This window comes from Sphingobium sp. V4 (assembly GCF_029590555.1).
GTDB lineage: Bacteria > Pseudomonadota > Alphaproteobacteria > Sphingomonadales > Sphingomonadaceae > Sphingobium.
Map to the genome: position 1 here is coordinate 3,188,716 of NZ_CP081001.1, position 21,032 is coordinate 3,209,747.

Sequence of the window (21,032 nt, forward strand, 5' to 3'; positions counted from 1 at the left end):
CCAGACGGGTTGAGACGCGCGCTATTCCGGCTTCGTCCGGATCGTCAACCCGGTGAACCGGGCGAGGAAGGCGTAGCTGTCGGCATATTCGTCGATCAGCTTGTCGACCGGCTTGCCCGCGCCATGGCCGGCGCGGCTTTCGACCCGCAGCAATCGTGGCCGGGATCCGATATCCGCCGCCTGGAGCGCGGCGGCATATTTGAAGCTGTGGGCGGGTACTACCCGGTCATCGGTGTCTGCCGTGGTCACAAGGATGGCGGGATAGTCCTTGCCCGACAGGATGTTGTGATAGGGCGAATAGCCGTAGAGCAGCGGGAAATCCGTGGCGCTGTCCGGCGATCCATAGTCGTCGACCCAGTAGCGTCCGGCGGTGAACCGGTCGAAGCGCAGCATGTCCATGACGCCCACGGCCGGCAGCGCCGCGGCGAACAGGTCGGGGCGCTGGTTGACCACCGCGCCGACCAGCAACCCGCCATTGGACCGCCCCTCGATCGCCAGCCCGTCCTGCGGCGTGTAGCCGTTGGCCTTCAGCCACTCGCCCGCGGCGATGAAGTCGTCGAACACATTCTGTTTGTTCGCGCCGCGCCCGGCCTCGTGCCAGGCTTTGCCGAACTCGCCCCCGCCGCGCAGATTGGCGATGGCATAGGCGCCGCCCTGCTCAAGCCACGCCATCCGAACCGCCGAATAGCCCGGCGTCAGCGAGATGTTGAAGCCGCCATAGCCGTAGAGAATGGTCGGCGCGGCGATGGCGCGATCGGCCAGCACCTTCTTGCGCAGGACGGTGATGGGGATCATCGTTCCATCCTTCGACGGGTAGAGCCGCTGTTCGATCCCGAAATCGTCGGGATTGAAGGGCAGGTCGGGCTGGGCGAAGAGCTGATATTGCTGAGTTGCCGTGTCGAAGCGATAGATGCTGGCCGGGGTGACGAAGCCGGAAAAGCTGAAGAAGGTTTCGGGATCGCCCGCGCGCCCGCCAAAGCCGGCCGCGGTGCCGAAGCCCGGCAGGGGCACGTCGCCGACCTTGCGCCCGTCCAGTTCGACCAGCTCGGCGACGGTCTGCGCGTCGCTCATATAGGCAAGGATCAGCCGGTTGCCGATCAGCGATCCGCCGGCCAGCGTTTCGGCCCGCTCGGCGACCAGTTCCTTCGGCCCCTTGCGCGGTCGCGCTGCATCCAGCGTCACCACCCGCATATGGGCCGCCCGGCTGTCGGTGATGAAATAGAGGGTCGTATCGCGGCTGCCGATCAGTCGCCAGTCATTGGCCGGTCCCTTGACCAGCCGACGTGGCTTGACCGGGCCGCCGGTCAGTTCGGCGACATGGATTTCGCGGCGGGGATCGATGCCCTGGAAGGAACTGATGACCAGCCAGCGGCCGTCGCCCGTCACCTGGGCCTGATGACTGAGCGCCGGGCGATCCGGGGTTGCGTAGACGAGCTGGTCCTGGGATTGGGACGTGCCGACGCGGTGGTAGAAAATCTGCTGATCTTCGGTGGCGGAGCGGAAGGCCTCGCCGTCCTGCGGCGCGGCGAAGCGGGAATAGAAAAAGCCTTCTCCCCGGCCGTCCCAGGCGATCTGCGAGAATTTGACCCATTCCACCGCATCGGCCAGCGTCCGGCCACTGTCGACGTCCAGCAACTTGAGCGTGCGCCAGTCGCTTCCGGCATCCTGTATGGCATAGGCAAGATATTTGCCGTCGGGGGAAGGGGCCCATTCGGCAAGCGCGCTGGCACCATCCTTCGCCCAGTCATTGGGATCGAGCAGCATCCTTTGTGCGCCGTCGATGCCTTCGCGGACATAAAGCGGCGTCTGGTTCTGGAGACCCTTGTTATAGCCGTAGAAATAGCGCCCGCCCGCCTTGCGGGGCACGGTGTAGCGGCCGTGGGAGAAAAGCGCCTGCATCCGGCCCTTGAGCGCCTCGCGGCCCGGCAGGCTGTCGATATAGCGGCGGGTCAGCCCGTTTTCCTGCGCCACCCAGTCCCGCACCGCAGGGTCGGCGCGCAGGTCATTTTCGAGCCAGCGATAGGGATCGGCGACCTTTACGCCGAAATGATCCTCCACCAGGTCCAGCCGCCGGGCGGCGGGATAGCGCAGCGTCCTGTCGCCGGCCTCGATCGTCGCGCCATCGGGCCGGGCGAGCGACGGGGCCGCCGCCAGCAGCAGCGGCAACAGGATCAGGGCGGCGCGCATCCTCTCTTTTCGTCACTCTTTTCAAACGGAACAGGCCGCAGCTCTAGAGAGCTGCGGCCTGCCGGTAAAGCATCCAGTCCCGACCAGCAGGACCGGTTAAAAAATCAAGCCTCTTCCAGCTCGTCCGCATCGGCGCCCTGGACCGGACCGGAGTCCTGGCCCTTGGCATCGACGTCGCGGTCGACCAGCTCGATGATCGCGATCGGCGACGCGTCGGAAGCGCGGTAGCCGGCCTTGATCACGCGGGTGTAGCCGCCGTTGCGATCCTTGTAGCGCTCGGCGAGCACTTCGAACAGCTTGGCCAGCTGCACATCGTCCTGCAGGCGGGCCGAAGCCAGGCGACGGTTGGACAGGCCACCCTTCTTGGCGAGGGTGATCAGCTTTTCGACGTAAGGACGCAGTTCCTTGGCCTTTGCGGTGCCGGTCAGGATCTGCTCATGCTTGATGAGCGACGCTGCGAGGTTGCGCAGCAGCGAGTTGCGGTGACCGGCGCTGCGCTGCAGCTTGCGATGACCAATCTTGTGACGCATGATAATTCCCTTCGTTCGTTAAGGGGCCGTGCGAGGTACCCCAGACCTGGCGGTGTTATGGGCCACCGCCCTATGCCCCTGCCCTAAATCAGGCGAAGTTCACACCGTCGCAGGGCACCGGAATGCCGGAACGGTGATCGCCCTTCCCCGAGCGAACCCGGGGAAGGGAAAGGGATCAGCCCAGCAGCTCCTGTTCGAGCTTCTTGGCCATTTCCTCGATATTTTCCGGCGGCCAGCCGGGGATGTCCATGCCCAGGCGCAGACCCATGGACGACAGCACTTCCTTGATTTCGTTCAGCGACTTGCGGCCGAAATTGGGGGTGCGCAGCATCTCGGCCTCGGTCTTCTGGACCAGATCGCCAATATAGATGATGTTGTCGTTCTTGAGGCAGTTGGCCGAGCGGACCGACAGTTCCAGTTCGTCCACCTTCTTGAGCAGATAGCGGTTGATCTGGTTGGCGTCGCTTTCGCCTTCCGAAGCCGTGGTGGCGGCATGGCCGGCAGCCGGGGCGGCGGCAGGCAGGGCGTCCTCGAAATGGACGAACAGCTGGAGCTGGTCCTGCAGGATGCGGGCAGCATAGGCCACCGCGTCTTCCGGCGTGACGGTGCCGTCGGTGTCGACGGTCAGCGACAGCTTGTCATAGTCCAGTTCCTGGCCGACGCGGGTATTGTCGACCTTGTAGGCGACCTGACGCACCGGCGAATAAAGCGCGTCGATCGGAATGAGGCCGATTGGCGCATCGGCCGGACGGTTGGCGACGGCGGGGACATAGCCCTTGCCGACATCGGCGGTCAGTTCCATGTTCAGGGTCGCGCCTTGGTCCAGGTGACAGATCACCAGATCGGGGTTCATCACTTCGATGTCGCCGACGACGCTGATGTCGCCCGCCTTCACCACGGCCGGGCCGGTGGCGGAGAGCTGAAGGCGCTTGGGGCCTTCGCCTTCCATGCGGAGCGCGACCTGCTTGATGTTGAGGACGATGTCGGTCACGTCCTCGCGCACGCCGGCCAGCGACGAGAATTCATGCAGGACGTTCTCGATCTTGATCGAGGTGACCGCCGCGCCCTGAAGCGAGGACAGAAGAACCCGGCGCAGCGCATTGCCGAGCGTCAGGCCGAAGCCGCGCTCCAGCGGTTCGGCAACGAAGGTCGCCTTGCGCTTGCCGTCACCCGACGCCTTGATTTCGAGGCTGTTGGGCTTCTTCAATTCCTGCCAGTTCTTCATGTTGACAGTCATGTATTTCCCCTGGGGATGGGCCGGAACGCTTGTGAAATCCTGCACCCGACAGGACATTCCGGCGATGCAAACGGGTAAACGGGCGACGCGTCCGCCGCCCGCATGTCATGCAGCGCTGCGTGTCAGACGCGGCGGCGCTTGGACGGACGCACGCCGTTGTGCGGAATCGGCGTCACGTCGCGGATGGAGGTGATGTGGAAGCCGACGGCCTGCAGTGCGCGCAGGGCCGATTCGCGGCCCGAACCGGGCCCCTTCACTTCGACTTCGAGGGTGCGAACGCCATGTTCTGCGGCCTTGCGGCCGGCGTCTTCGGCGCACACCTGGGCGGCATACGGGGTCGACTTGCGGCTGCCCTTGAAGCCCATCATGCCGGCCGAGGACCACGAAATCGCGTTGCCCTGGGCGTCGGTGATGGTCACCATGGTGTTGTTGAAGCTGGCGTTGACGTGCGCGACGCCGGCCGAGATGTTCTTGCGTTCGCGGCGCTTGATGCGCTGGGGTTCGCGTGCCATTTTGCTCTATCCTACTGAAATCGTTTGAAAGCAGAAGTCGCCGGAGGGTCCGTCCGAAGGACCGACCCTCAACGATTACTTCTTCTTGCCGGCGATCGGCTTCGCCTTGCCCTTGCGGGTGCGCGCATTGGTGTGCGTGCGCTGACCGCGGACAGGCAGGCCCTTGCGATGACGCAGGCCGCGATAGCAGGCCAGGTCCATCAGGCGCTTGATGTTCATCGCGGTTTCGCGACGCAGGTCACCTTCGACGGTGTGGCCAGCGTCGATCGTCTCGCGGATCTGCAGGACTTCGGCGTCCGACAGGTCCTGAACGCGGCGGCTGTGGTCGATGCCCAGCTTGTCGGCGATGTCGACGGCGGTCTTGCGGCCGATGCCGTGGATGTAGGTGAGCGCGATGATCACGCGCTTGTTGGTCGGGATGTTGACACCCGCAATACGTGCCATGGTAATTTAATCTCCTGCTCCACAGGGTTGGCAAGCGCCCGCCCTATCTCAAAGCGTCCGGGCCGCCCTTCCCTGGCGAGGAAAAACGGCCGATTTCCTATTCCCCTAGACGCAAAAAAGACGGCTAGTGCAGAATGCACTGCCGCTCACCAGCGTGTTGGGGAAGAGGGCGCATAGCGATTCGTGCCAAAATAGTCAACTCCCCGGCTGGTGGAATGGCGGCTTCCCGCAGTCAGCGCGCCACCCTGATCTCGAACAGCCTGGGCCAGTTCTTGCCGGTCACGAACACCCGGTCGGTGGCTGCGTCATAGGCGATGCCGTTGGCCACTGCCTCGCTGTCGCTGACGCCGGCTTCCTTCAGCAGCGGGGCGATGTCGATCCAGTCGATCACGGCCCCGGTGGCGGGATCAATGCGTGCGATCCGGCTGTCATACCAGATGTTGGCCCAGATCTCGCCGCGCACCCACTCCAGTTCGTTGAGGCGATCGACCGCGCGGCCGTTCCAGCTCACGGTGATGCGGCGCTGTTCGGCCAGGATCTCGGGATCGAGGAAGCGCAGTTGCGCGCTGCCGTCGCTCATGATGACGGCGCGCCCGTCCTGGGTCATGCCCCAGCCTTCGCCCTCATAGCGGAAGTCGGACAGTGGCGTGAAGTCGGCGAGGTTCCAGACGAAGCCCTGGCGGTGGCGCCAGGTTAGGCTGATGAGGCGGTCCTTCCAGTTGACGATGCCCTCGCCGAAATAGCGCCCGTCGATGACCCGCCGCTGGAGAATCCTGCCGGTCTTGAGGTCGACCTTGCGGATGTCCGACCGGCCCTCCAGCCCGGTGCTCTCATAGAGCGCGCCGTCGAGATAGAAGAGCCCCTCTGTGAAGGCCGTGGGGTCATGGGGGTAGGCGCGGACCAGTGTCCAGGGCGTGTCCGCCTGCGCCGGCGCGGCGAGCGCGAAGGCAGCGATGAGCGCGAGCAAGGCACGTTTCATTCGGCGGCCTGTCCTTCGACCGCCGTAGCGAGCCAGGCGGGGAGGGTGGCGGGGTCGAGCGTTTCGACGCGCCTCAGTTCGACCGACAGGCCAAGGTCGGGAAGCGCGGCGCGCTGGCGCTTCTCGTCGGCCTGCGCCAGTGGGACGGCGACCAAGCGGCGGCTCACCTTGTTGCGATAGTGCATCCGCGCCGTATTCTCCTGCCCCACATAGCAGCCCTTGTCATAGTCGACGCCGTTCAGTTCTTCCGCATTGGTTTCGAGCCAGAGAATCTGGTCCTGCCCCAGCTCCGCCACTCCTTCGAATATGCCGAGCGAGAGGCGATGGGCGCGGAAGGCGGCAGAGGCATCGCCTGCGTCGGCGGGGGCCAGCCAGCGATGACCCAGCGCGGGCAGGCGCGGGTCGAACGGCCTGTCGCCTGCACCAAGCGACCAGTGGACGGCGCGCGACTCGTCATGGGCGATCACGACCTTTCGGCGCAGCCGGTAGAGGGTCAGGCGCCTGGCCAGCGCGTCGGCCTGGCCACCTTCGCAGTCGATGAGGATATCCTCGCCATCCGCCCACAGGATGAAATCGAACAGCGCCTTGCCCTGCGGCGTCAGCAGCCCGGTCCAGCGGGGGTAGCCTTCGGTCAGCGTCATTACGTCGCGGGTGAGCAGGCCTTGCAGGAAGGGCTTGGCTTCCTCGCCTGAAATTCTGAGGATCGCGCGATCGCGCAGGGTGGTGCCGGTCATCGGCTTTAGGTAGGACGGCGACACGACTTAGCCAAGCCGTCCGCGCGAACGGAATATAGGAATATCCCATGACCCAGACCTTCGACATGATCCTCAGGAACGGCACCGTCCATACGCCGGGCGGCGCGGAAAACGTGGATGTGGGCGTGCGCGGCGGCAGGATCGCGGCGATCGGCACGTTGCTGGGCGCAGGTTCAGGTGGGGCGGGCGAGGTGATCGACTGCACCGGGCTGGACGTTCTGCCCGGCTGCATCGACAGCCAGGTCCATTTCCGCGAGCCGGGCCTTGAACATAAGGAAGACCTGGAATCGGGCAGCCGCGCCGCAGTGCTGGGCGGGATCACCGCCGTGTTCGAAATGCCCAACACCAATCCGAACACCGACACGGCCGAGCGCGTGCATGACAAGCTGAAGCGCGCCCATCACCGCATGTGGTGCGACCATGCCTTCTATGTCGGCGCGACCGCGGACAATGCCGAACAGCTGAAAGAGCTGGAGCGCATTCCCGGCACGTCGGGGGTCAAGATCTTCATGGGCGCGTCGACCGGCAGCCTGCTGGTGGACGATGACGATGCGCTGTCCCGCGTGCTGGCGTCGGGCACGCGCCGCGTCGCCATCCATGCCGAGGACGAGGCGCGGATGAACGCGCGCAAGGATCTGCGGGTCGAGGGTGATCCGTCCTCCCACCCGGTCTGGCGCGATGATGAAAGCGCGATGATCGCGACGAAGCGAATCATCGCGCTGGCCCGCAAGGCGCGCCGCCGCATCCATATTCTGCACGTCACGACGCCCGCGGAACTCGAATATATCGGCCAGAACAAGGATGTCGCCACCTGCGAGGTGACGCCGCAGCACCTGACCATGGCGGCCGAGGACGCCTATCCGCGCCTGGGCAGCCATGCGCAGATGAATCCGCCGATCCGCAGCGCCGCCCACCGCGACGGCCTCTGGTTCTGGCTCAACCAGGGCGTGCCCGACGTGCTGGGCAGCGACCATGCGCCGCACACGATCGAGGAGAAGGCCAAGCCCTATCCCGCTTCGCCCAGCGGGATGCCGGGGGTGCAGACGCTCGTCCCGCTGCTGCTCAACCATGTGGCGGAAGGACGGCTGACGCTGCGTCGCTTCATCGAGTTGACCAGTTCGGGGCCGCAGCGCGTGTTCGGACTGACCGGCAAGGGGCGTATCGCGCTCGGCTATGACGCCGACTTCACCGTCGTCGACCTCAAGAAGCGCTGGACCGTGGGCAAGGACTGGCTCGCTTCGCGCTGCGACTGGTCGCCGTTCGAGGGGATGGACCTGACCGGCAAGGCAGTGGGCACGATCATTCGCGGCCATCGCGTGATGTGGGAGGACGCATTGGCCAATCAGGCGGTGGGGGAACCGGTGCGATTCGAGTCGACCGAGTTCAACTGAGGGAGCGGATCTTCAGGCCGTCGCCGCCCGGTTCCGCCGGGCGGCCGCGATCCCGTCGCCAGCGAAGAGGAGGAGCCCCAGCCAGATCAGGCCGAAGCTGGCTATCTGGCCGCTGCTCAGCCGCTCGCTGAACAGCAGCACGCCGCACAGAAATTGCAGCGTCGGGGCGAGATATTGCAGCAGGCCCAGTGTCGCCATCGGCAGGCGCTGGGCGGCGGTGGCGAACAGCACCAGCGGAATGGTGGTGACGGCGCCAGACACGATCAGCAGCGCGGTCGTCGGCGCATCCTGGCCGAAGCCGACGCCGCCATGGCCCGCTTCCCAGAAGAGATAGGCGAGCGCCGGCGGGGCGAGCAGCAGCGTTTCGACGCCAAGGCCGGTCATGGGCGCCACGGGCGTCACCTTGCGCAGCAGGCCGTAGAAGGCGAAGCTGAACGCCAGCGTCAGGCTGATCCACAGGCTGGTCAGGGCGGCGCCGGCGAGGATCGCGACGCCGATGGCCGCGACCCCGATCGCGGCCATCTGCGCGCGTCGCAGCCGCTCCTTGAACAGCAGTACGCCCAGGGCGACATTGACCAGCGGATTGAGGAAATAGCCCAGGCTTGTGGCCACCACATGGCCGCTGTTGACCGCCCAGACATAGGTGAGCCAGTTGATCGCAATCATCAGGGCGGACGCAGCCAATGCCGCGAGCAGGCGCGGAGTGTGCAGCGCCACGCGGAAGGCTGGCAGACCGCGCCGCAGGGCAAGCAGTCCCAGTATCAGCAGCAGCGACCAGAGGACGCGCTGCGTCACGATCTCCACCGGATCGACATGGTGGAGCAGCCGGAAGAACAGCGGCAGCAGCCCCCATATGCCGTAGGCGCCGACCGCTGCCAGCAGGCCGCGCCGCAATTCGGTATCGGTCTGGGTCAGATGATGCCTCCGCCCAGGAACAGCCGCAGCGCGCCGAAGGCTGCCACGATCAGGCAGAAATTCTGCCCGCTTTTCCTGGAGGACATGAGGCCGATGAAGGCGCCGAACAGGGCCATTGGCACCAGGAGCCAGTTGAGCGCTCCCAGCAGCGGGAAGACCGCCGGGATCATCAGGATCAGGGTCACGAGGCCGATGAAGCCGGAAAGGATGTTGAGCATCGTCAACACATGGGCGCCAACCTGTCCCAGAGCAAGACATGGCGCTGATGCCAGTATGACCAAACTGGCCTTTCGCTGAAAAATGGGCCAATTCGGCCTGGCCTTGATTGAATATGGCAGTTGCGACGGCGTATTGCCCGGTGGCGAAGGAGTAAAATATGGCGCTTATTCGGTCCGTCGGCATAATGTCGCTGGCGCTCGCGCTCGCCGCCTGCGGCAAGGGCGACAAGGACGCCAATCTCGCTGCCCTTGATGCGCAGCTGACCAACAATGCCGCCGATCCGGCGCTCAAGGGTGCGCTGGCCGATCCGATCGTCGTCGATCCGCAACTGGTGGGGCGGTCCAACCGCAATGCCGTCCGTCCCGCCGACCGCCCCGCCAATGGCGCGGTGCCGATGTTGCCGGGCGATGCGGGCAAGGCGCAGGCCCTGGCGGTGAAACAGGCCGGTGGCAAGCTGCTGTCCGCACCGGCCGCTAGCCAGGGTGAAGCGATGGCCTCCACCGTGACGCTGGGCGCCGTGGCCCGAGAACAGGCGGCGCGTCGCGGCGGCAATGCCGGCTGCGCGAAGAAGCTGAGCTATGGCATGGAATGGGCGCAGCGCCTGCCTGAACCCTTCACCCTCTACCCCGGCGGGCAACTGACCGAAGCGGCGGGCGCGCAAGTCGATGGCTGCACCCTGCGCGCGGCTAGTTTCGTCACGCCGGTCCCGCGTCAGGGCGTGATGGACTATTATTATACGCTCGCGCGCCGCGCCGGTTATGACGGCGAGCACAAGATCATGGGTGGCGACCATGTGCTGGGCGGCACGCGCGCGGCCGATGGCAGCGCCTATTTCATCCTCTTCACCGACGCTCCCGGCGGCAAGACCGGCGTGGACATCATCGCGGACAATGGGCGCTAACACCGATCGGCGCGGGCTTCCCTGTTCCGGAAAGCAGCAGGGCGGAGCCTGTTTCCAGACCCCGCCCGACAAATCATGCATTTACAGGTCGCGACCCGCTTATTTCGGGGCCAGCACCATCAGCATCTGGCGGCCTTCCATGCGCGGATAGGCTTCGACCTTGGCGATTTCGGCGACATTTTCGGCCACGCGCTGGAGCAGGTTCATGCCGAGCTGCTGGTGGCTGAGTTCGCGGCCGCGGAAGCGCAGGGTGATCTTCACCTTGTCGCCCTCGCCGATGAAGTCATGGACCTTCTTCATCTTCGTATCATAGTCATGATCGTCGATGTTCGGACGCATCTTGATCTCCTTGATCTCCTGCGTCCTCTGGGTCTTGCGGGCGATGTTCGCCTTCTTCTGGGCCTCGTACTTATATTTGCCGATGTCCAAGAACTTGCAGACCGGCGGATCGGCGTTGGGCGACACTTCGACGAGATCGAGGCCGATCTCATAGGCGCGCTCAATCGCCTCCTGCGTAAACATCACACCCAGATTTTCGCCTTCGTCATCGATCACGCGCACCTTGGGCACGCTGATGAATTCGTTATAACGGGGGCCGGACTTCGGCGGCGGCGCCATCGGGCGGCGCATCATCGGGGGACGTATAGCAATATCTCCTATGGTCGTTTCGAAAAACGGACGGCTCTTAGCGGCTTTTGCGAAAAGCCGAAAGGGGTGCGTGCTTCCGCCGTAACGGAATCACGCACCCTTATGGCATTTCTGCCTCACTGCATATCGGGTGCCCTGGCTTCTTTTGCAAGACGTTCGATGACATCATCGAGCGAAAGGAAGCTCTGCCCCTCCTTGCCCAGTTCGCGCAGCGCCACCGTGCCCTCGTCCGCCTCTCGCCGACCGACGACCAGCAGATTGGGCACTTTTCCAAGGCTATGCTCGCGCACCTTGTAATTGATCTTCTCGTTGCGGATGTCGAGTTCTGCACGAATACCGGCCGCGCGCAGCTTTTCGACGGCAGCCCTCGCATAGTCATCGGCGTCCGACACGATGGTCGCGACCACCGCCTGCACCGGGGCCAGCCAGAGCGGAAACTTGCCCGCATAATGTTCGATCAATATGCCGATGAAGCGTTCATAGCTGCCGAAAATGGCGCGGTGAAGCATGACCGGACGGTGCCGCTCGCCATCTTCTCCGACATAAGAGGCGTCGAGTCGTTCGGGCAGCACGCGGTCGGACTGGATCGTGCCGACCTGCCAGGTGCGTCCGATCGCGTCGGTCAGATGCCATTCCAGCTTGGGCGCGTAGAAGGCGCCTTCGCCCGGCAATTCCTCCCAGCCATATTCGGGCGTGTTGAGGCCAGCGGCGGCCACCGCGTTGCGCAGCTCTGTTTCAGCCTTGTCCCACATCTCGTCGCTGCCGAAGCGCTTTTCCGGGCGCAGCGCCAGCTTGATCGAGTAGGTGAAACCGAAATCCTTGTAGATGCGGTCGGCCAGCGCGCAGAAGGCGCGAACTTCCTCGACGATCTGGTCCTCGCGGCAGAAGATATGCGCGTCATCCTGCGTGAACTGGCGCACGCGCATCAGGCCATGCAGCGCGCCATGCGGCTCGTTGCGGTGGCAGCAGCCATTTTCGTAGAAGCGCAAGGGCAGATCGCGATAGCTCTTGATCCCCTGGCGGAAGATCAGGACATGCGCCGGGCAGTTCATCGGTTTGAGCGCCATCCAGTCGGCATCGTCCGACACCAGCGGGCCTTCATCATCGACATTGGGCACTTCGTCGGGGATGACGAACATGTTTTCGCGATATTTGCCCCAATGGCCCGACTGTTCCCACTGGCGCGCGTCCATCACCTGCGGTGTCTTCACCTCGCGATAGTCCGCAGCGTCGATGGCGCGGCGCATATAGGCTTCCAGTTCGCGCCAGATCAGATAGCCCTTCGGGTGCCAGAAGACGCTGCCATGCGCTTCCTGCTGGAGGTGGAACAGGTCCATTTCCGCGCCCAGCTTGCGATGGTCGCGCTTGCCTGCTTCCTCCAGCCGCGTCAGATGTTCGGCCAACTGCTTCTTGTTGAGCCAGCCGGTGCCGTAGATGCGGGACAGCATCGCGTTCTTCTGGTCGCCCCGCCAATAGGCGCCCGACACGCGGGTCAGCTTGAAGGCGGTGGGGTCGAGCTTGCCGGTCGAGGCCAGATGCGGCCCGCGGCACATGTCGTACCAGCCGTCACCCGAATGATAGACGGTCAGTTCCTCACCTGCGGGCAGTTCGGCGGCCCATTCCGCCTTGAACGTCTCGCCGGCGGCACGCCACTGGGCGATCAGGGTGTCGCGGTCGATCACTTCGCGGCGCAAGGGCTTGTCGGCAGCGATGATCTTGCGCATCTCCGCCTCGATCGCCGGCAGGTCTTCCTCTGTAAAAGGACGCGGCTTTCCGTCGATGATTGGCGGCGCGAAGTCATAATAGAATCCGTCGTCCGTCGCCGGGCCGAAGGTGATCTGCGTCCCCGGAAACAGCGCCTGGACCGCTTCGGCAAGCACATGCGCAAAGTCGTGCCGTGCCAGTTCGAGTGCGTCGGCCTCATCCCGCGATGTCACCAGCGCCAGCTGGGCGTCAGCCTCCAGCGGGCGCATGATGTCGCGCAACTCGCCATCGACTCGCGCGGCGATGGCCGCCTTGGCCAGGCCCGGCCCGATCGCCGCCGCAATATCCGCCGGCGTAGTGCCGGGCGCGACTTCACGCACGGAACCATCGGGCAGGGTGATCTTGAGCATGGCGGACACGAGTGGTCTTTCTGTTGAATGGGCTGATCGGCGGCCCTGAAAAGCCGCGCCTTCCCCATAAATGGGCCGCCCGCCCTGTCAATAGAAGCCCTCTTGCCAACAGAAGCGGCTGCGCGCATGGTGTATGTGTTGATATATCATAATAAACGCAAGGAGGGACTTTATGGCTTTGAGCTTCGCAAGACCCCAGTCACGCGCCGGGGACGGGTCGTCGATGGACGCGCGCCCGATGTCGGAGATGAACACGACGCCGCTCATCGACGTGATGCTGGTGCTGCTGATCATGTTCATCATCACCATCCCGATCCAGACGCACAGCATCGGCATCGACCTGCCCCAGGCGCCGATCGAAACGAACCTGCCGCGTCCCGATCCGGTGAAGAACAAGGTGACGATCGATGCAGGCGGCGTGGTCCGTTGGAACGGCGCGGCGGTCGATCGGCTGATGCTGCGGCAATATCTGGCCGCCTCGCTGCGGCTGCCGGTGGAACCGGAACTCCAGTTCCAGCCGGATGCGGCCGCCCGTTATGTCACGGTCGACGAAGTGCTGGCCGACATCAAGCGATCGGGCGTGACCAGACTCGGTTTTGTCGGCAATGAACGCTATGCGGGCTTCTGAGAGCCTGCGCTTCCTTTCCCGTATGGCGAAGCCCCGGACGCTGCCTGCAAGCGGCTTGCCGCTGGCCTGCGGAGCGGGTAAATCCCGCGCGGGAAGGGAGGCTCGGAATGAAGGTGATGCGTTACGCGCTGACGGCCCTGCTTTGCTACGCCGCCTTCTGGGGCGCCGCGCATGTCGGCATGTTGCCGCTGCTGCGTACTGATCCCATGGTCGATGCCTCGCCGCAGGCGATGCCCGGAGCGGAAGCGGCCCGACAGGTGCGCCGTTACCTGCCCGTCATTCGCTGATTTTCAGGCGAAGAGCAGGCGCGCCGCCTCATCCGACTGCTGAAGGAAGCTGACCGGGCCGCCAATCTCCACGCCATGCGGCAAATCATCGGCCACCAGGCCGGCCAGCGCCAGGCCGCTCTGGCAGGCCGTGATCGTCACGCCAAGGCCGATCGCTTCCTCCACCAGCGCGGCCAGGGCCGGCAGCCCCGCCGCCTGATGCGCGGCATCGCGCGGGGCGGCGATGGGCGTCCGCAGCAGCGCTACGGCATCGAGTTGAAGGAAAAGAGCCGATTCTCCTCCCAGCGCCGCCTGTGCAGCCGCCAGCACCAGTGCCCCGCGCAGCCGCTCCGCCTCCGCCGTCGCGACGACGATCCTCAGGGGACGCATAGTTCCACGGCGCAGCCGGAGCAGGCGGGGTCTTTCGCGACATCGAGCGTGCGGAAACGCATGGAGAGGAGATCGGCGATCAACAGTTTGCCCGCCATGTCGGTGCCGAACGGCACCAGCGCGCGGATCACCTCCAGCGCGGCAAGGCTGCCGATCGCGCCGGTCAGCGCCCCGATCACGCCGGTTTCCGCGCAATTGCGCTCCGCCGCGTCCTCCGGCGCGCCGACCAGGCAGCGATAGCAGGGCTTGTCGCCTTCCCAGCCGCGATAGGTGGCGAGTTGCCCCTCGAACGGGCCGACCGCCGCCGACACGAGCGGAATCCGCAGCCGTTGCGCCGCGTCGGCGACGGCAAGCCGGGTGTCGAAATTGTCGCAGCCGTCCAGCACGACATCCGCCTCGCGCAGGATCAGGTCGGCATTGCCGGCGTCGATCCGGGTGTTGATCGGGATGAGCTTCACGTCGGGATTGATCCGCGCTACCGCCGTCATCGCCGCCTCCGCCTTGGGCGCGCCGACATCGGCCGTGCCGAAGAGGACCTGGCGTTGCAGATTGGACAGCGCCACCGCGTCATGATCGATCACGCGGATGGTGCCCACGCCCGCCGCGGCCAGATACAGGATTGCCGGGCTGCCGATGCCGCCAGCCCCGATCACGGCGACATCGGCGCCGAGCAGCCGGGCCTGGCCCGCGCCGCCAATCTCCTTGAGGATGATGTGGCGGGCATAGCGTTCCAGCTGATCGTCCCTCAGGATCATGGCGCGTCGGACCACAGGAAGCGGACCTGTGAGCGCTTCCACACAGGTGTCGCAGGGCTGATGTCGCCCGACGTGCTGCGGACGCTGCCAAGGGGCCGACCGTCCGCCATGACGCGTTCCACCACGGCACTGCTCCGGCTGGGGCGGAAAGAATGACTTAGCGTGCCGAGGATGCGGCGGCTGACGAACTGTTCCACGTCCGGGCAATTGGCGTTGACCGGGGCGATCTTCAACGGCTTGCCCTCGGGCGACAGCAGGAACAGCATGTCGATCTCCAGCAGCCAGGAGCCTTCATGATTGACGGCGCCGCTGCATTCGCCATGGCGATAGAGGCGGGCGACCTCCTCCGACCAGCGCGGCGAAACCTTGCGGCCCAGCCAGCCTTCTATGACCGGGACGCTGCCCAGATCCTGGGGCATGGGCGGGGCGGCGGCCGCCACCGGCGCCGCAGCCAGCATCAGCGAAAGCAGCATCGTCATCGCATCACACTCCTGTGGAACCAAAGCCCCCCTGTCCGCGGGCGGTATCGTCGAGACTATCGACTTCCGCGAAGCTGGCAAGCTGCACCGGCGCGACGACCAGCTGGGCGATGCGGTCGCCCCGCGCGATACCGAAGGGCAGGTCACCCAGATTGATGAGGATGATCTTCAATTCGCCACGATAGTCGGCGTCGATCGTGCCGGGCGTGTTGGGCAGGCTGATGCCATGTTTCAGCGCCAGGCCGGAGCGGGGGCGTACTTGCACCTCATAGCCTTCGGGGATCGCCATCGCGAATCCGGTCGCCACCGCATGGCGGCCGCCCGGTTCCAGCACCAGTTCCTCGGCCGCCACCACGTCCATGCCGGCGGCGTGCGCGGTGGCATAGGCGGGGACGGGCAGTCCTTCGCCATGAGGCAGGCGCTTGAGCTTTATTTCAATCGGCGAGAGCGGAGAGGGCATGGGCGACCTTCGCGATGAGTTTCGTGGCGACCTCGCCCTTTGGCAGGACGGGCCATGTTTCGATGCCAGCGGCGGTGACGATCTGCACGGCGTTGGCGTCGCCGCCCATCACGTCGCCGGACACGTCGTTGGCGACGATCCAGTCCGCGCCCTTCTTCGCCAGCTTCGCCCGGGCATGGTCGGCGATCTTCTGCGTCTCGGCGGCGAAGCCGACCAGCAAGGCGGGGCGCTGCGCATGATGGCCCAGCGTCGCGAGGATGTCTGGATTTTCGACGAGGGCGAGCGGTGCGGGCTGGCCGGAGCCGTCCTTCTTGAGCTTCTGGTCGGCGGCGTCGGCGGTGCGCCAGTCGGCGACGGCGGCGACCATGATCGCGGCGTCGGCGGGCAACGCTGCCTCGACGGCGGCGAGCATCTGCCGCGCGGTTTCCACATCCACCCGGTCGACGCCTGTGGGGGTCGCCAGATGCACCGGCCCGGCCACCAGCGTCACCCGCGCGCCGGCTCTTGCGGCAGCGGCGGCGATGGCGAAGCCCTGCTTGCCCGACGAGCGATTGGCGATGTAGCGCACCGGGTCGATCGGTTCATGCGTCGGCCCGGCGGTGATAAGGATATGCTTGCCCGCCAAAGTCCCGTTCGGATCGCGCGGATCGGCAACCAACCGCGCATCGCTGGCAAAGTCGGGCTGGTCCGCCAGCGGATCGACGCTGCGCGGCATCGCCAGCAGGCGTTCGATCTCCGCCGCGATTGCCTCCGGTTCAGGCAGCCGCCCCTTGCCATATTCGCCGCACGCCATTTCGCCGTCGTCAGGCGTCATGACGTGGACGCCATCGGCATGGAGCCGCTCCAGATTGCGCTGCGTCGCCTTGTGATGCCACATCCGCACGTTCATCGCGGGCACCGCCAGCACCGGCTTGTCGGTGGCGAGCAGCAGGGTCGTGGCCAGGTCGTCGGCGATGCCGTTCGCCATCTTTGCGAGGATATTGGCGGTCGCGGGCGCGACGACGACCAGATCGGCCTGGCGCGACAGCTGGATATGGCCGATCTCCCGCTCGGCCTTGAGGTCGAACAGGTCATCAAAGACCTGATCCTCCGTCAGCACGCCAAGGCTGAGCGGCGTCACGAACTGCTTTGCGCTTTCCGTCAGCACCGCCCGCACCGCGACACCGTGCTTGCGCAGCAGGCGCACCAGTTCAAGCGCCTTATAAGCCGCAATGCCGCCGGAGATGATAAGAAGGACGCGCTGGGTCATAGCTGCAGATGTAGGACCGCAGCGCCCAGCACACCAGCCGCCGCCGCCATCACCGCCACGGCTGCATAGCGCCAGCCGCCGCCGACGCGGATCAGTTTTACTTCGGTCAGCGGGGGCGGGGGCGGGGCGCCGCCCTTTTCGGGGAAGGCGTCCTCGATCCGCTTCACCAGGCCCGGAAGCCGCTGGAGCGTGCGCCAGTTTTCGATCAGCGTATCGGCGGCCTTCGCCTCCGGCCCCAGTTCGTCGCGCAGCCACGACTTCACGTAGGGACCGCTCGTCTCCCACAGGTTGATGTCGGGGTCGAGCGCGGTCGCGACGCCCTCGACCATCACCATCGTCTTTTGCAGCAGCAGCAGGTGCGGCTGGGTCTGCATGTCGAAGTCGCGGGTGATGGCGAACAGGCCGTCCAGCATCCCCCCGACCGACAATTCGCGGACCGGCTTGCCGCGCATCGGTTCACCCACTGCGCGCAGGGCGGTGGCGAACTCGGCGACATTATGATGGGCGGGCACATATTGCGCCTCGAAATGGATTTCCGCGACGCGCTTGTAGTTGCCGGTGATGAGACCATAGAGAATCTCGGCCAGCCACATGCGGGCGCGCCGGTCGATCCGGCCCATGATGCCGAAGTCGATCGCGACGATGTCGCCGTCGGCGGTCACGAACAGGTTTCCCTGATGCATGTCGGCGTGGAAGAAGCCCTCGGCAATGGCCTGCCGCAGGAAGGCGTTGACGAGGCGCGCGGCCAGTTCCTTGACGTCATGGCCCGCCGCGATCAGTGCATCGCGATCGGAAATCTTGATGCCGTCGATCCACTCCATCGTCATGACCTTGCCGGTCGTGCGGTCCCAGTCGATGGCGGGGATGCGATAGCCGGGCATCGCCTCCATGGCTTCGCTGAGTTCGGAGGCGGAGGCTGCCTCGCGTCGCAGGTCCAGTTCGCGCGCGGTCCATCGCTTCATGTTGGCGATGACCAGGCGCGGGCGCAGGCGGGCGATCTCGCCGCCAAGCTGCTCGACATGGGCGGCCGCCCATTCATAGGTCTGGATGTCGCGGTTGAACTGGTCGATTACGCCGGGCCGGATCACCTTGACCGCCACGTCGCGCCCGTCGGTGGTAAGTGCGCGATGCACCTGCGCGATCGATGCGGCGCCGACCGGCACTTCGTCGAAGCGGCTGTAGAGCGCTTCGAGCGGCCGGCCGAAGCTGGTCTCGATCTGCGCCCTGATCGTGTCGAACGGGACCGGGGGGAGGGCGTCCTGCAAGCGCAACAGATCGTTGGCGGCATGATCGCCGACCAGGTCGGGCCGGGTCGCCAGCGTCTGGCCCAGCTTGATCGCCGCCGGGCCGATCGACTGGAAGGCGTCGGCATAGCGCGGTTGCCTGGGCACGCGTGCGCCGAAACGGGCGATGCGGACCAGCCGGCGGACCGGGCCGGGCGTCAGCGGATCGCGCTCGATCCCGCGCAAGGCGCCGTGCCGTGCCAGTGTGCGCCCCCATTTCAGGAGGCGGAAGATATGGGTGATATGGGCGGTCATGCCGGCGTCAGATCTTCCAGCCCGAATGGATCGCCACCAGCCCGCCCAGGATCGGTTCGACCTTCGTGTTCACGAAGCCTGCCTCGCGGATCATGGTTTCGAATTTCGGCATGGGGGGGAAGCGGCGGATCGATTCGATCAGGTAGCGATAACTGTCCGCGTCATTGGCGAACAGCTTGCCAAGCTGCGGCACCAGCTTGTGCGAATAGACGTCATAGACGTCCGAAAAGCCCGGCCAGGTGGTGGTGGAGAATTCCAGGCAGAAGAAGCGCCCGCCGAACTTCAATACGCGATGGGCCTCGCGCAGCGCCTCGTCGATATGGGTGACGTTGCGGATGCCGAAAGCAATCGTATAGGCGTCGAATTCGCGGTCGCCGAAGGTCAGTTGTTCGGCATTCTGCTCCGACCAGATCAGCCCCTCATACCCTTTCTTCTGTGCCCGCTCGACGCCCACGGCCAGCATCTCGGGATTGATGTCCGAAACCGTGACATGCGCGCCAAGCCTGTGCATCCGGAACGCGATATCGCCCGTGCCGCCCGCCATGTCGAGAATCTGTTCCCCGGCGCGCGGCTTCACGCGCCGCACGAACTGGTCCTTCCACAGCCTATGCGCGCCGCCCGACATGGCGTCGTTCATCAGGTCATATTTTGCCGCGACATTGGAGAAGACCGCGCGGACCATGCCCGCCTTTTCGGCGGCATCGACGTCGCGATAGCCGAAGGATGCTGTTTCGCTCATGATGAAGCCCTCTAGACAGAGATGCGGCGCTGTTCCAGCCAAGAAGCTGGTTATTCTGCCTGACCTTTCCTAGATGCCGTTCATGCCAGAACTTCCCGAAGTCGAAACCACCGTCGCGGGCCTGCGTTCCGTCCTTCAGGGGAGCATTCTGACGCGGGTGGAGCCGCGTCGCGCCGACCTGCGCTTTCCCATCCCGGTCGACCTGCGCCAGCGGCTGACCGGTGCGACTGTCACGGGCCTGTCGCGCCGCGCCAAATATGGCCTCATCGAAACCGATCGCGGCGACATGATGATCTTCCATCTCGGCATGTCGGGACGCTGGCGGATCGACCCGGCGGAGATCGGCGCGCACGACCATCTGCTGCTGGAGACGGCGCCGAGGGAGTCAGGGCAGGGCCATCTTCTCTCGCTCAACGACCCGCGCCGATTCGGGTCGCTCGATCTCGTCCGGTCCGATGCGTGGCGGGCCTATGCCCCCTTCACCCGCATGGGACCGGAACCGCTCGGCCCGGATTTCGACGCCGTTCGGCTCGCCGCCGCGCTCCGGGGCAAGGCGACGTCGATCAAGGCCGCGCTGCTGGACCAGCGGATCGTGGCGGGGTTGGGCAATATCTATGTGTGCGAAGCGCTCAACATGGCGGGCATTGCCCCGACTCGACCCGCGGGCAAGATCAGCCGTCCGCGGCTGACGCTGCTGGTCGAGGCGATTCGCGATGTGTTGTCGGCCGCGATCGTCGCAGGCGGATCCACGCTGCGCGATTATGCGCGGCCCGATGGGGAACTGGGCTATTTTTCCAAACAATGGCGTGTTTACGGGCGCGAAGGCGAGCCGTGCCTTTGCGGTGGCACGGTCTTGCGGCGAGTCGATGGCGGCCGATCGACCTTCTTCTGCCCGAAATGCCAGAAATAGCGCGGGTCCGGGCGGTTGACGCCTGCCGTGAACCCCTGTAAGGGGCGCACCTTCACGAGGCAGGTCGGACCGTCGATTGGCCTCTTCCCGAGATTTGACGAGAACCGAGGAATAGAATGGCCAATACGCCGCAAGCCAAGAAGCGCATCCGTCGCAACGAGCGTCGCGCCGCGATCAATGGCGCCCGCATCAGCCGGATCCGCACCCTGGTGAAGAAGGTGGAAGCCGCCATCACCGCCGGTGACAAGGACGCCGCCGCCACCGCGCTGCAGTCGGTCCAGCCCGAACTGGCCCGCGGCGTCGCCCGCGGCGTGCTGCATAAGAACACCGCCGCGCGCAAGTTCGGCCGCCTGACCAAGGCCGTCAGCGCGATCGCCTGATCCCTCCAAGGGATTATCGGAATTGAGAGCCCGCCCCGGATCTCCGGGGCGGGCTTTTCATCGTTCGTTCACATGCCAGTCACTTTTTGACATCCGCGCAATTCCTGCGATTCGACCCCCATGGCCAAAATCGCTCACGACTAAATATCTGAAAAATAAGTATTATTTTCCGATATTTGCTTTTCCGCGGATTCGCTGAGTCAACGGCTTTATTTCACTTTTTTGAACCGGGACGGCCTTGATCCGGCCAAGCGGGCCTGTCTATTTTGATCCTCCGGCCGCCACTCGAATCACATTCGGCGGCCGTCACAATGTCAGATGATGCAAGATGCTCGGGGAAGCGTGTGCTTTCCCGAACAACCATGTTTGCGCCATATGATGCGGGGTCTGGGGGGACGACTTGGCA

24 protein-coding genes are annotated in these 21,032 nt (G+C 65.2%); 6 read left to right on the forward strand and 18 right to left on the reverse strand.

Annotated elements, in window-relative coordinates:
• Window positions 1-21 precede the first annotated feature (21 nt).
• The 7 genes from K3M67_RS15790 to ygfZ form a co-directional block, all read right to left on the reverse strand.
• Window positions 22-2,187 (reverse strand): prolyl oligopeptidase family serine peptidase, encoded by a 2,166-nt coding sequence (locus K3M67_RS15790; protein WP_285831939.1) that lies wholly within the window; start codon window positions 2,185-2,187, stop codon window positions 22-24.
• A 104-nt stretch (window positions 2,188-2,291) separates the two neighbouring features.
• Window positions 2,292-2,717 carry a 50S ribosomal protein L17 gene (gene rplQ / locus K3M67_RS15795; RefSeq protein WP_066864656.1) on the reverse strand — a complete coding sequence of 142 codons (426 nt, stop codon included), beginning with the start codon at window positions 2,715-2,717 and terminating at the stop codon, window positions 2,292-2,294.
• A gap of 175 nt (window positions 2,718-2,892) precedes the next feature.
• Entirely contained in the window at window positions 2,893-3,954 is a 1,062-nt protein-coding gene (locus K3M67_RS15800; protein ID WP_066864653.1) for a DNA-directed RNA polymerase subunit alpha, read from the reverse strand.
• Window positions 3,955-4,076: 122 nt separating this feature from the next.
• Window positions 4,077-4,466: a 30S ribosomal protein S11 gene (gene rpsK, locus K3M67_RS15805; RefSeq protein WP_004208752.1), complete on the reverse strand. Its 390-nt coding sequence runs from the start codon at window positions 4,464-4,466 to the stop codon at window positions 4,077-4,079.
• A gap of 75 nt (window positions 4,467-4,541) precedes the next feature.
• Window positions 4,542-4,910, reverse strand: a complete 369-nt coding sequence (rpsM, locus tag K3M67_RS15810; RefSeq protein WP_066864651.1) for a 30S ribosomal protein S13 — start codon at window positions 4,908-4,910, stop codon at window positions 4,542-4,544.
• A 232-nt stretch (window positions 4,911-5,142) separates the two neighbouring features.
• Window positions 5,143-5,889: a glutaminyl-peptide cyclotransferase gene (locus K3M67_RS15815; protein ID WP_285831940.1), complete on the reverse strand. Its 747-nt coding sequence runs from the start codon at window positions 5,887-5,889 to the stop codon at window positions 5,143-5,145.
• Complete coding sequence (ygfZ, locus tag K3M67_RS15820) at window positions 5,886-6,623, reverse strand: CAF17-like 4Fe-4S cluster assembly/insertion protein YgfZ (protein WP_285831941.1); 738 nt, start codon at window positions 6,621-6,623, stop codon at window positions 5,886-5,888. Before ygfZ ends, K3M67_RS15815 begins: the two co-directional genes overlap by 4 nt.
• 68 nt (window positions 6,624-6,691) lie before the next feature.
• Here ygfZ and K3M67_RS15825 point away from each other — a divergent pair, with 68 nt between their 5' ends.
• Entirely contained in the window at window positions 6,692-8,035 is a 1,344-nt protein-coding gene (locus K3M67_RS15825) for a dihydroorotase (protein ID WP_066864642.1), read from the forward strand.
• A 12-nt stretch (window positions 8,036-8,047) separates the two neighbouring features.
• On the opposite strand, the gene rarD is transcribed toward K3M67_RS15825, so the two are convergent.
• Window positions 8,048-8,929: an EamA family transporter RarD gene (gene rarD / locus K3M67_RS15830; RefSeq protein ID WP_232313893.1), complete on the reverse strand. Its 882-nt coding sequence runs from the start codon at window positions 8,927-8,929 to the stop codon at window positions 8,048-8,050.
• A gap of 17 nt (window positions 8,930-8,946) precedes the next feature.
• On the reverse strand, window positions 8,947-9,168 hold the full coding sequence (locus K3M67_RS15835) for a hypothetical protein (protein WP_066864639.1): 222 nt from the start codon (window positions 9,166-9,168) through the stop codon (window positions 8,947-8,949).
• A 158-nt stretch (window positions 9,169-9,326) separates the two neighbouring features.
• Between K3M67_RS15835 and K3M67_RS15840 the strand changes: the two genes are divergently transcribed.
• A complete protein-coding gene (locus K3M67_RS15840; protein ID WP_285831942.1) occupies window positions 9,327-10,070 on the forward strand; it encodes a hypothetical protein in 744 nt (247 codons plus the stop codon).
• A 99-nt stretch (window positions 10,071-10,169) separates the two neighbouring features.
• Here the strand turns inward: K3M67_RS15840 and infC are convergent, their stop codons facing one another.
• On the reverse strand, window positions 10,170-10,703 hold the full coding sequence (gene infC, locus K3M67_RS15845) for a translation initiation factor IF-3 (RefSeq protein ID WP_066864633.1): 534 nt from the start codon (window positions 10,701-10,703) through the stop codon (window positions 10,170-10,172).
• Window positions 10,704-10,834: 131 nt separating this feature from the next.
• A complete protein-coding gene (gene thrS / locus K3M67_RS15850; protein ID WP_285832955.1) occupies window positions 10,835-12,832 on the reverse strand; it encodes a threonine--tRNA ligase in 1,998 nt (665 codons plus the stop codon).
• 172 nt (window positions 12,833-13,004) lie between these two features.
• Between thrS and K3M67_RS15855 the strand changes: the two genes are divergently transcribed.
• Both K3M67_RS15855 and K3M67_RS15860 read left to right on the forward strand, forming a co-directional pair.
• Window positions 13,005-13,460, forward strand: coding sequence for an ExbD/TolR family protein (locus K3M67_RS15855; RefSeq protein ID WP_502958885.1), 456 nt, complete (start codon window positions 13,005-13,007; stop codon window positions 13,458-13,460).
• 107 nt (window positions 13,461-13,567) lie between these two features.
• Window positions 13,568-13,747 (forward strand): hypothetical protein, encoded by a 180-nt coding sequence (locus K3M67_RS15860; protein ID WP_285831943.1) that lies wholly within the window; start codon window positions 13,568-13,570, stop codon window positions 13,745-13,747.
• Window positions 13,748-13,750: 3 nt separating this feature from the next.
• Here the strand turns inward: K3M67_RS15860 and K3M67_RS15865 are convergent, their stop codons facing one another.
• Genes K3M67_RS15865 through K3M67_RS15895 form a run of 7 tightly spaced genes read right to left on the reverse strand, consistent with a single transcriptional unit; the run spans window position 13,751 to window position 19,336 of the window.
• Window positions 13,751-14,116, reverse strand: a complete 366-nt coding sequence (locus tag K3M67_RS15865) for a DsrE family protein (protein ID WP_285831944.1) — start codon at window positions 14,114-14,116, stop codon at window positions 13,751-13,753.
• A complete protein-coding gene (locus tag K3M67_RS15870) occupies window positions 14,104-14,871 on the reverse strand; it encodes a HesA/MoeB/ThiF family protein (RefSeq protein ID WP_066865280.1) in 768 nt (255 codons plus the stop codon). The genes K3M67_RS15865 and K3M67_RS15870 overlap by 13 nt, the downstream gene beginning before the upstream one ends.
• Window positions 14,868-15,350, reverse strand: coding sequence for a hypothetical protein (locus K3M67_RS15875; RefSeq protein ID WP_285831945.1), 483 nt, complete (start codon window positions 15,348-15,350; stop codon window positions 14,868-14,870). The genes K3M67_RS15870 and K3M67_RS15875 overlap by 4 nt, the downstream gene beginning before the upstream one ends.
• A 4-nt stretch (window positions 15,351-15,354) precedes the next feature.
• Window positions 15,355-15,810 (reverse strand): dUTP diphosphatase, encoded by a 456-nt coding sequence (dut, locus tag K3M67_RS15880; RefSeq protein ID WP_066864612.1) that lies wholly within the window; start codon window positions 15,808-15,810, stop codon window positions 15,355-15,357.
• The gene (locus K3M67_RS15885; RefSeq protein WP_285831946.1) at window positions 15,785-17,059 is read right to left on the reverse strand and encodes a bifunctional phosphopantothenoylcysteine decarboxylase/phosphopantothenate synthase; all 1,275 of its coding nucleotides are present in this window, start codon (window positions 17,057-17,059) and stop codon (window positions 15,785-15,787) included. Before K3M67_RS15885 ends, dut begins: the two co-directional genes overlap by 26 nt.
• A complete protein-coding gene (ubiB, locus tag K3M67_RS15890; protein ID WP_285831947.1) occupies window positions 17,056-18,597 on the reverse strand; it encodes a 2-polyprenylphenol 6-hydroxylase in 1,542 nt (513 codons plus the stop codon). Before ubiB ends, K3M67_RS15885 begins: the two co-directional genes overlap by 4 nt.
• Before the next feature lie 7 nt (window positions 18,598-18,604).
• Window positions 18,605-19,336, reverse strand: coding sequence for a class I SAM-dependent methyltransferase (locus K3M67_RS15895; protein ID WP_066864603.1), 732 nt, complete (start codon window positions 19,334-19,336; stop codon window positions 18,605-18,607).
• 82 nt (window positions 19,337-19,418) lie between these two features.
• Here K3M67_RS15895 and mutM point away from each other — a divergent pair, with 82 nt between their 5' ends.
• Together mutM and rpsT are read left to right on the forward strand one after the other, a co-directional pair.
• Window positions 19,419-20,246: a bifunctional DNA-formamidopyrimidine glycosylase/DNA-(apurinic or apyrimidinic site) lyase gene (gene mutM / locus K3M67_RS15900; protein WP_066865277.1), complete on the forward strand. Its 828-nt coding sequence runs from the start codon at window positions 19,419-19,421 to the stop codon at window positions 20,244-20,246.
• A gap of 116 nt (window positions 20,247-20,362) precedes the next feature.
• Window positions 20,363-20,626, forward strand: coding sequence for a 30S ribosomal protein S20 (gene rpsT, locus K3M67_RS15905; RefSeq protein ID WP_066864601.1), 264 nt, complete (start codon window positions 20,363-20,365; stop codon window positions 20,624-20,626).
• Window positions 20,627-21,032 lie beyond the last annotated feature (406 nt).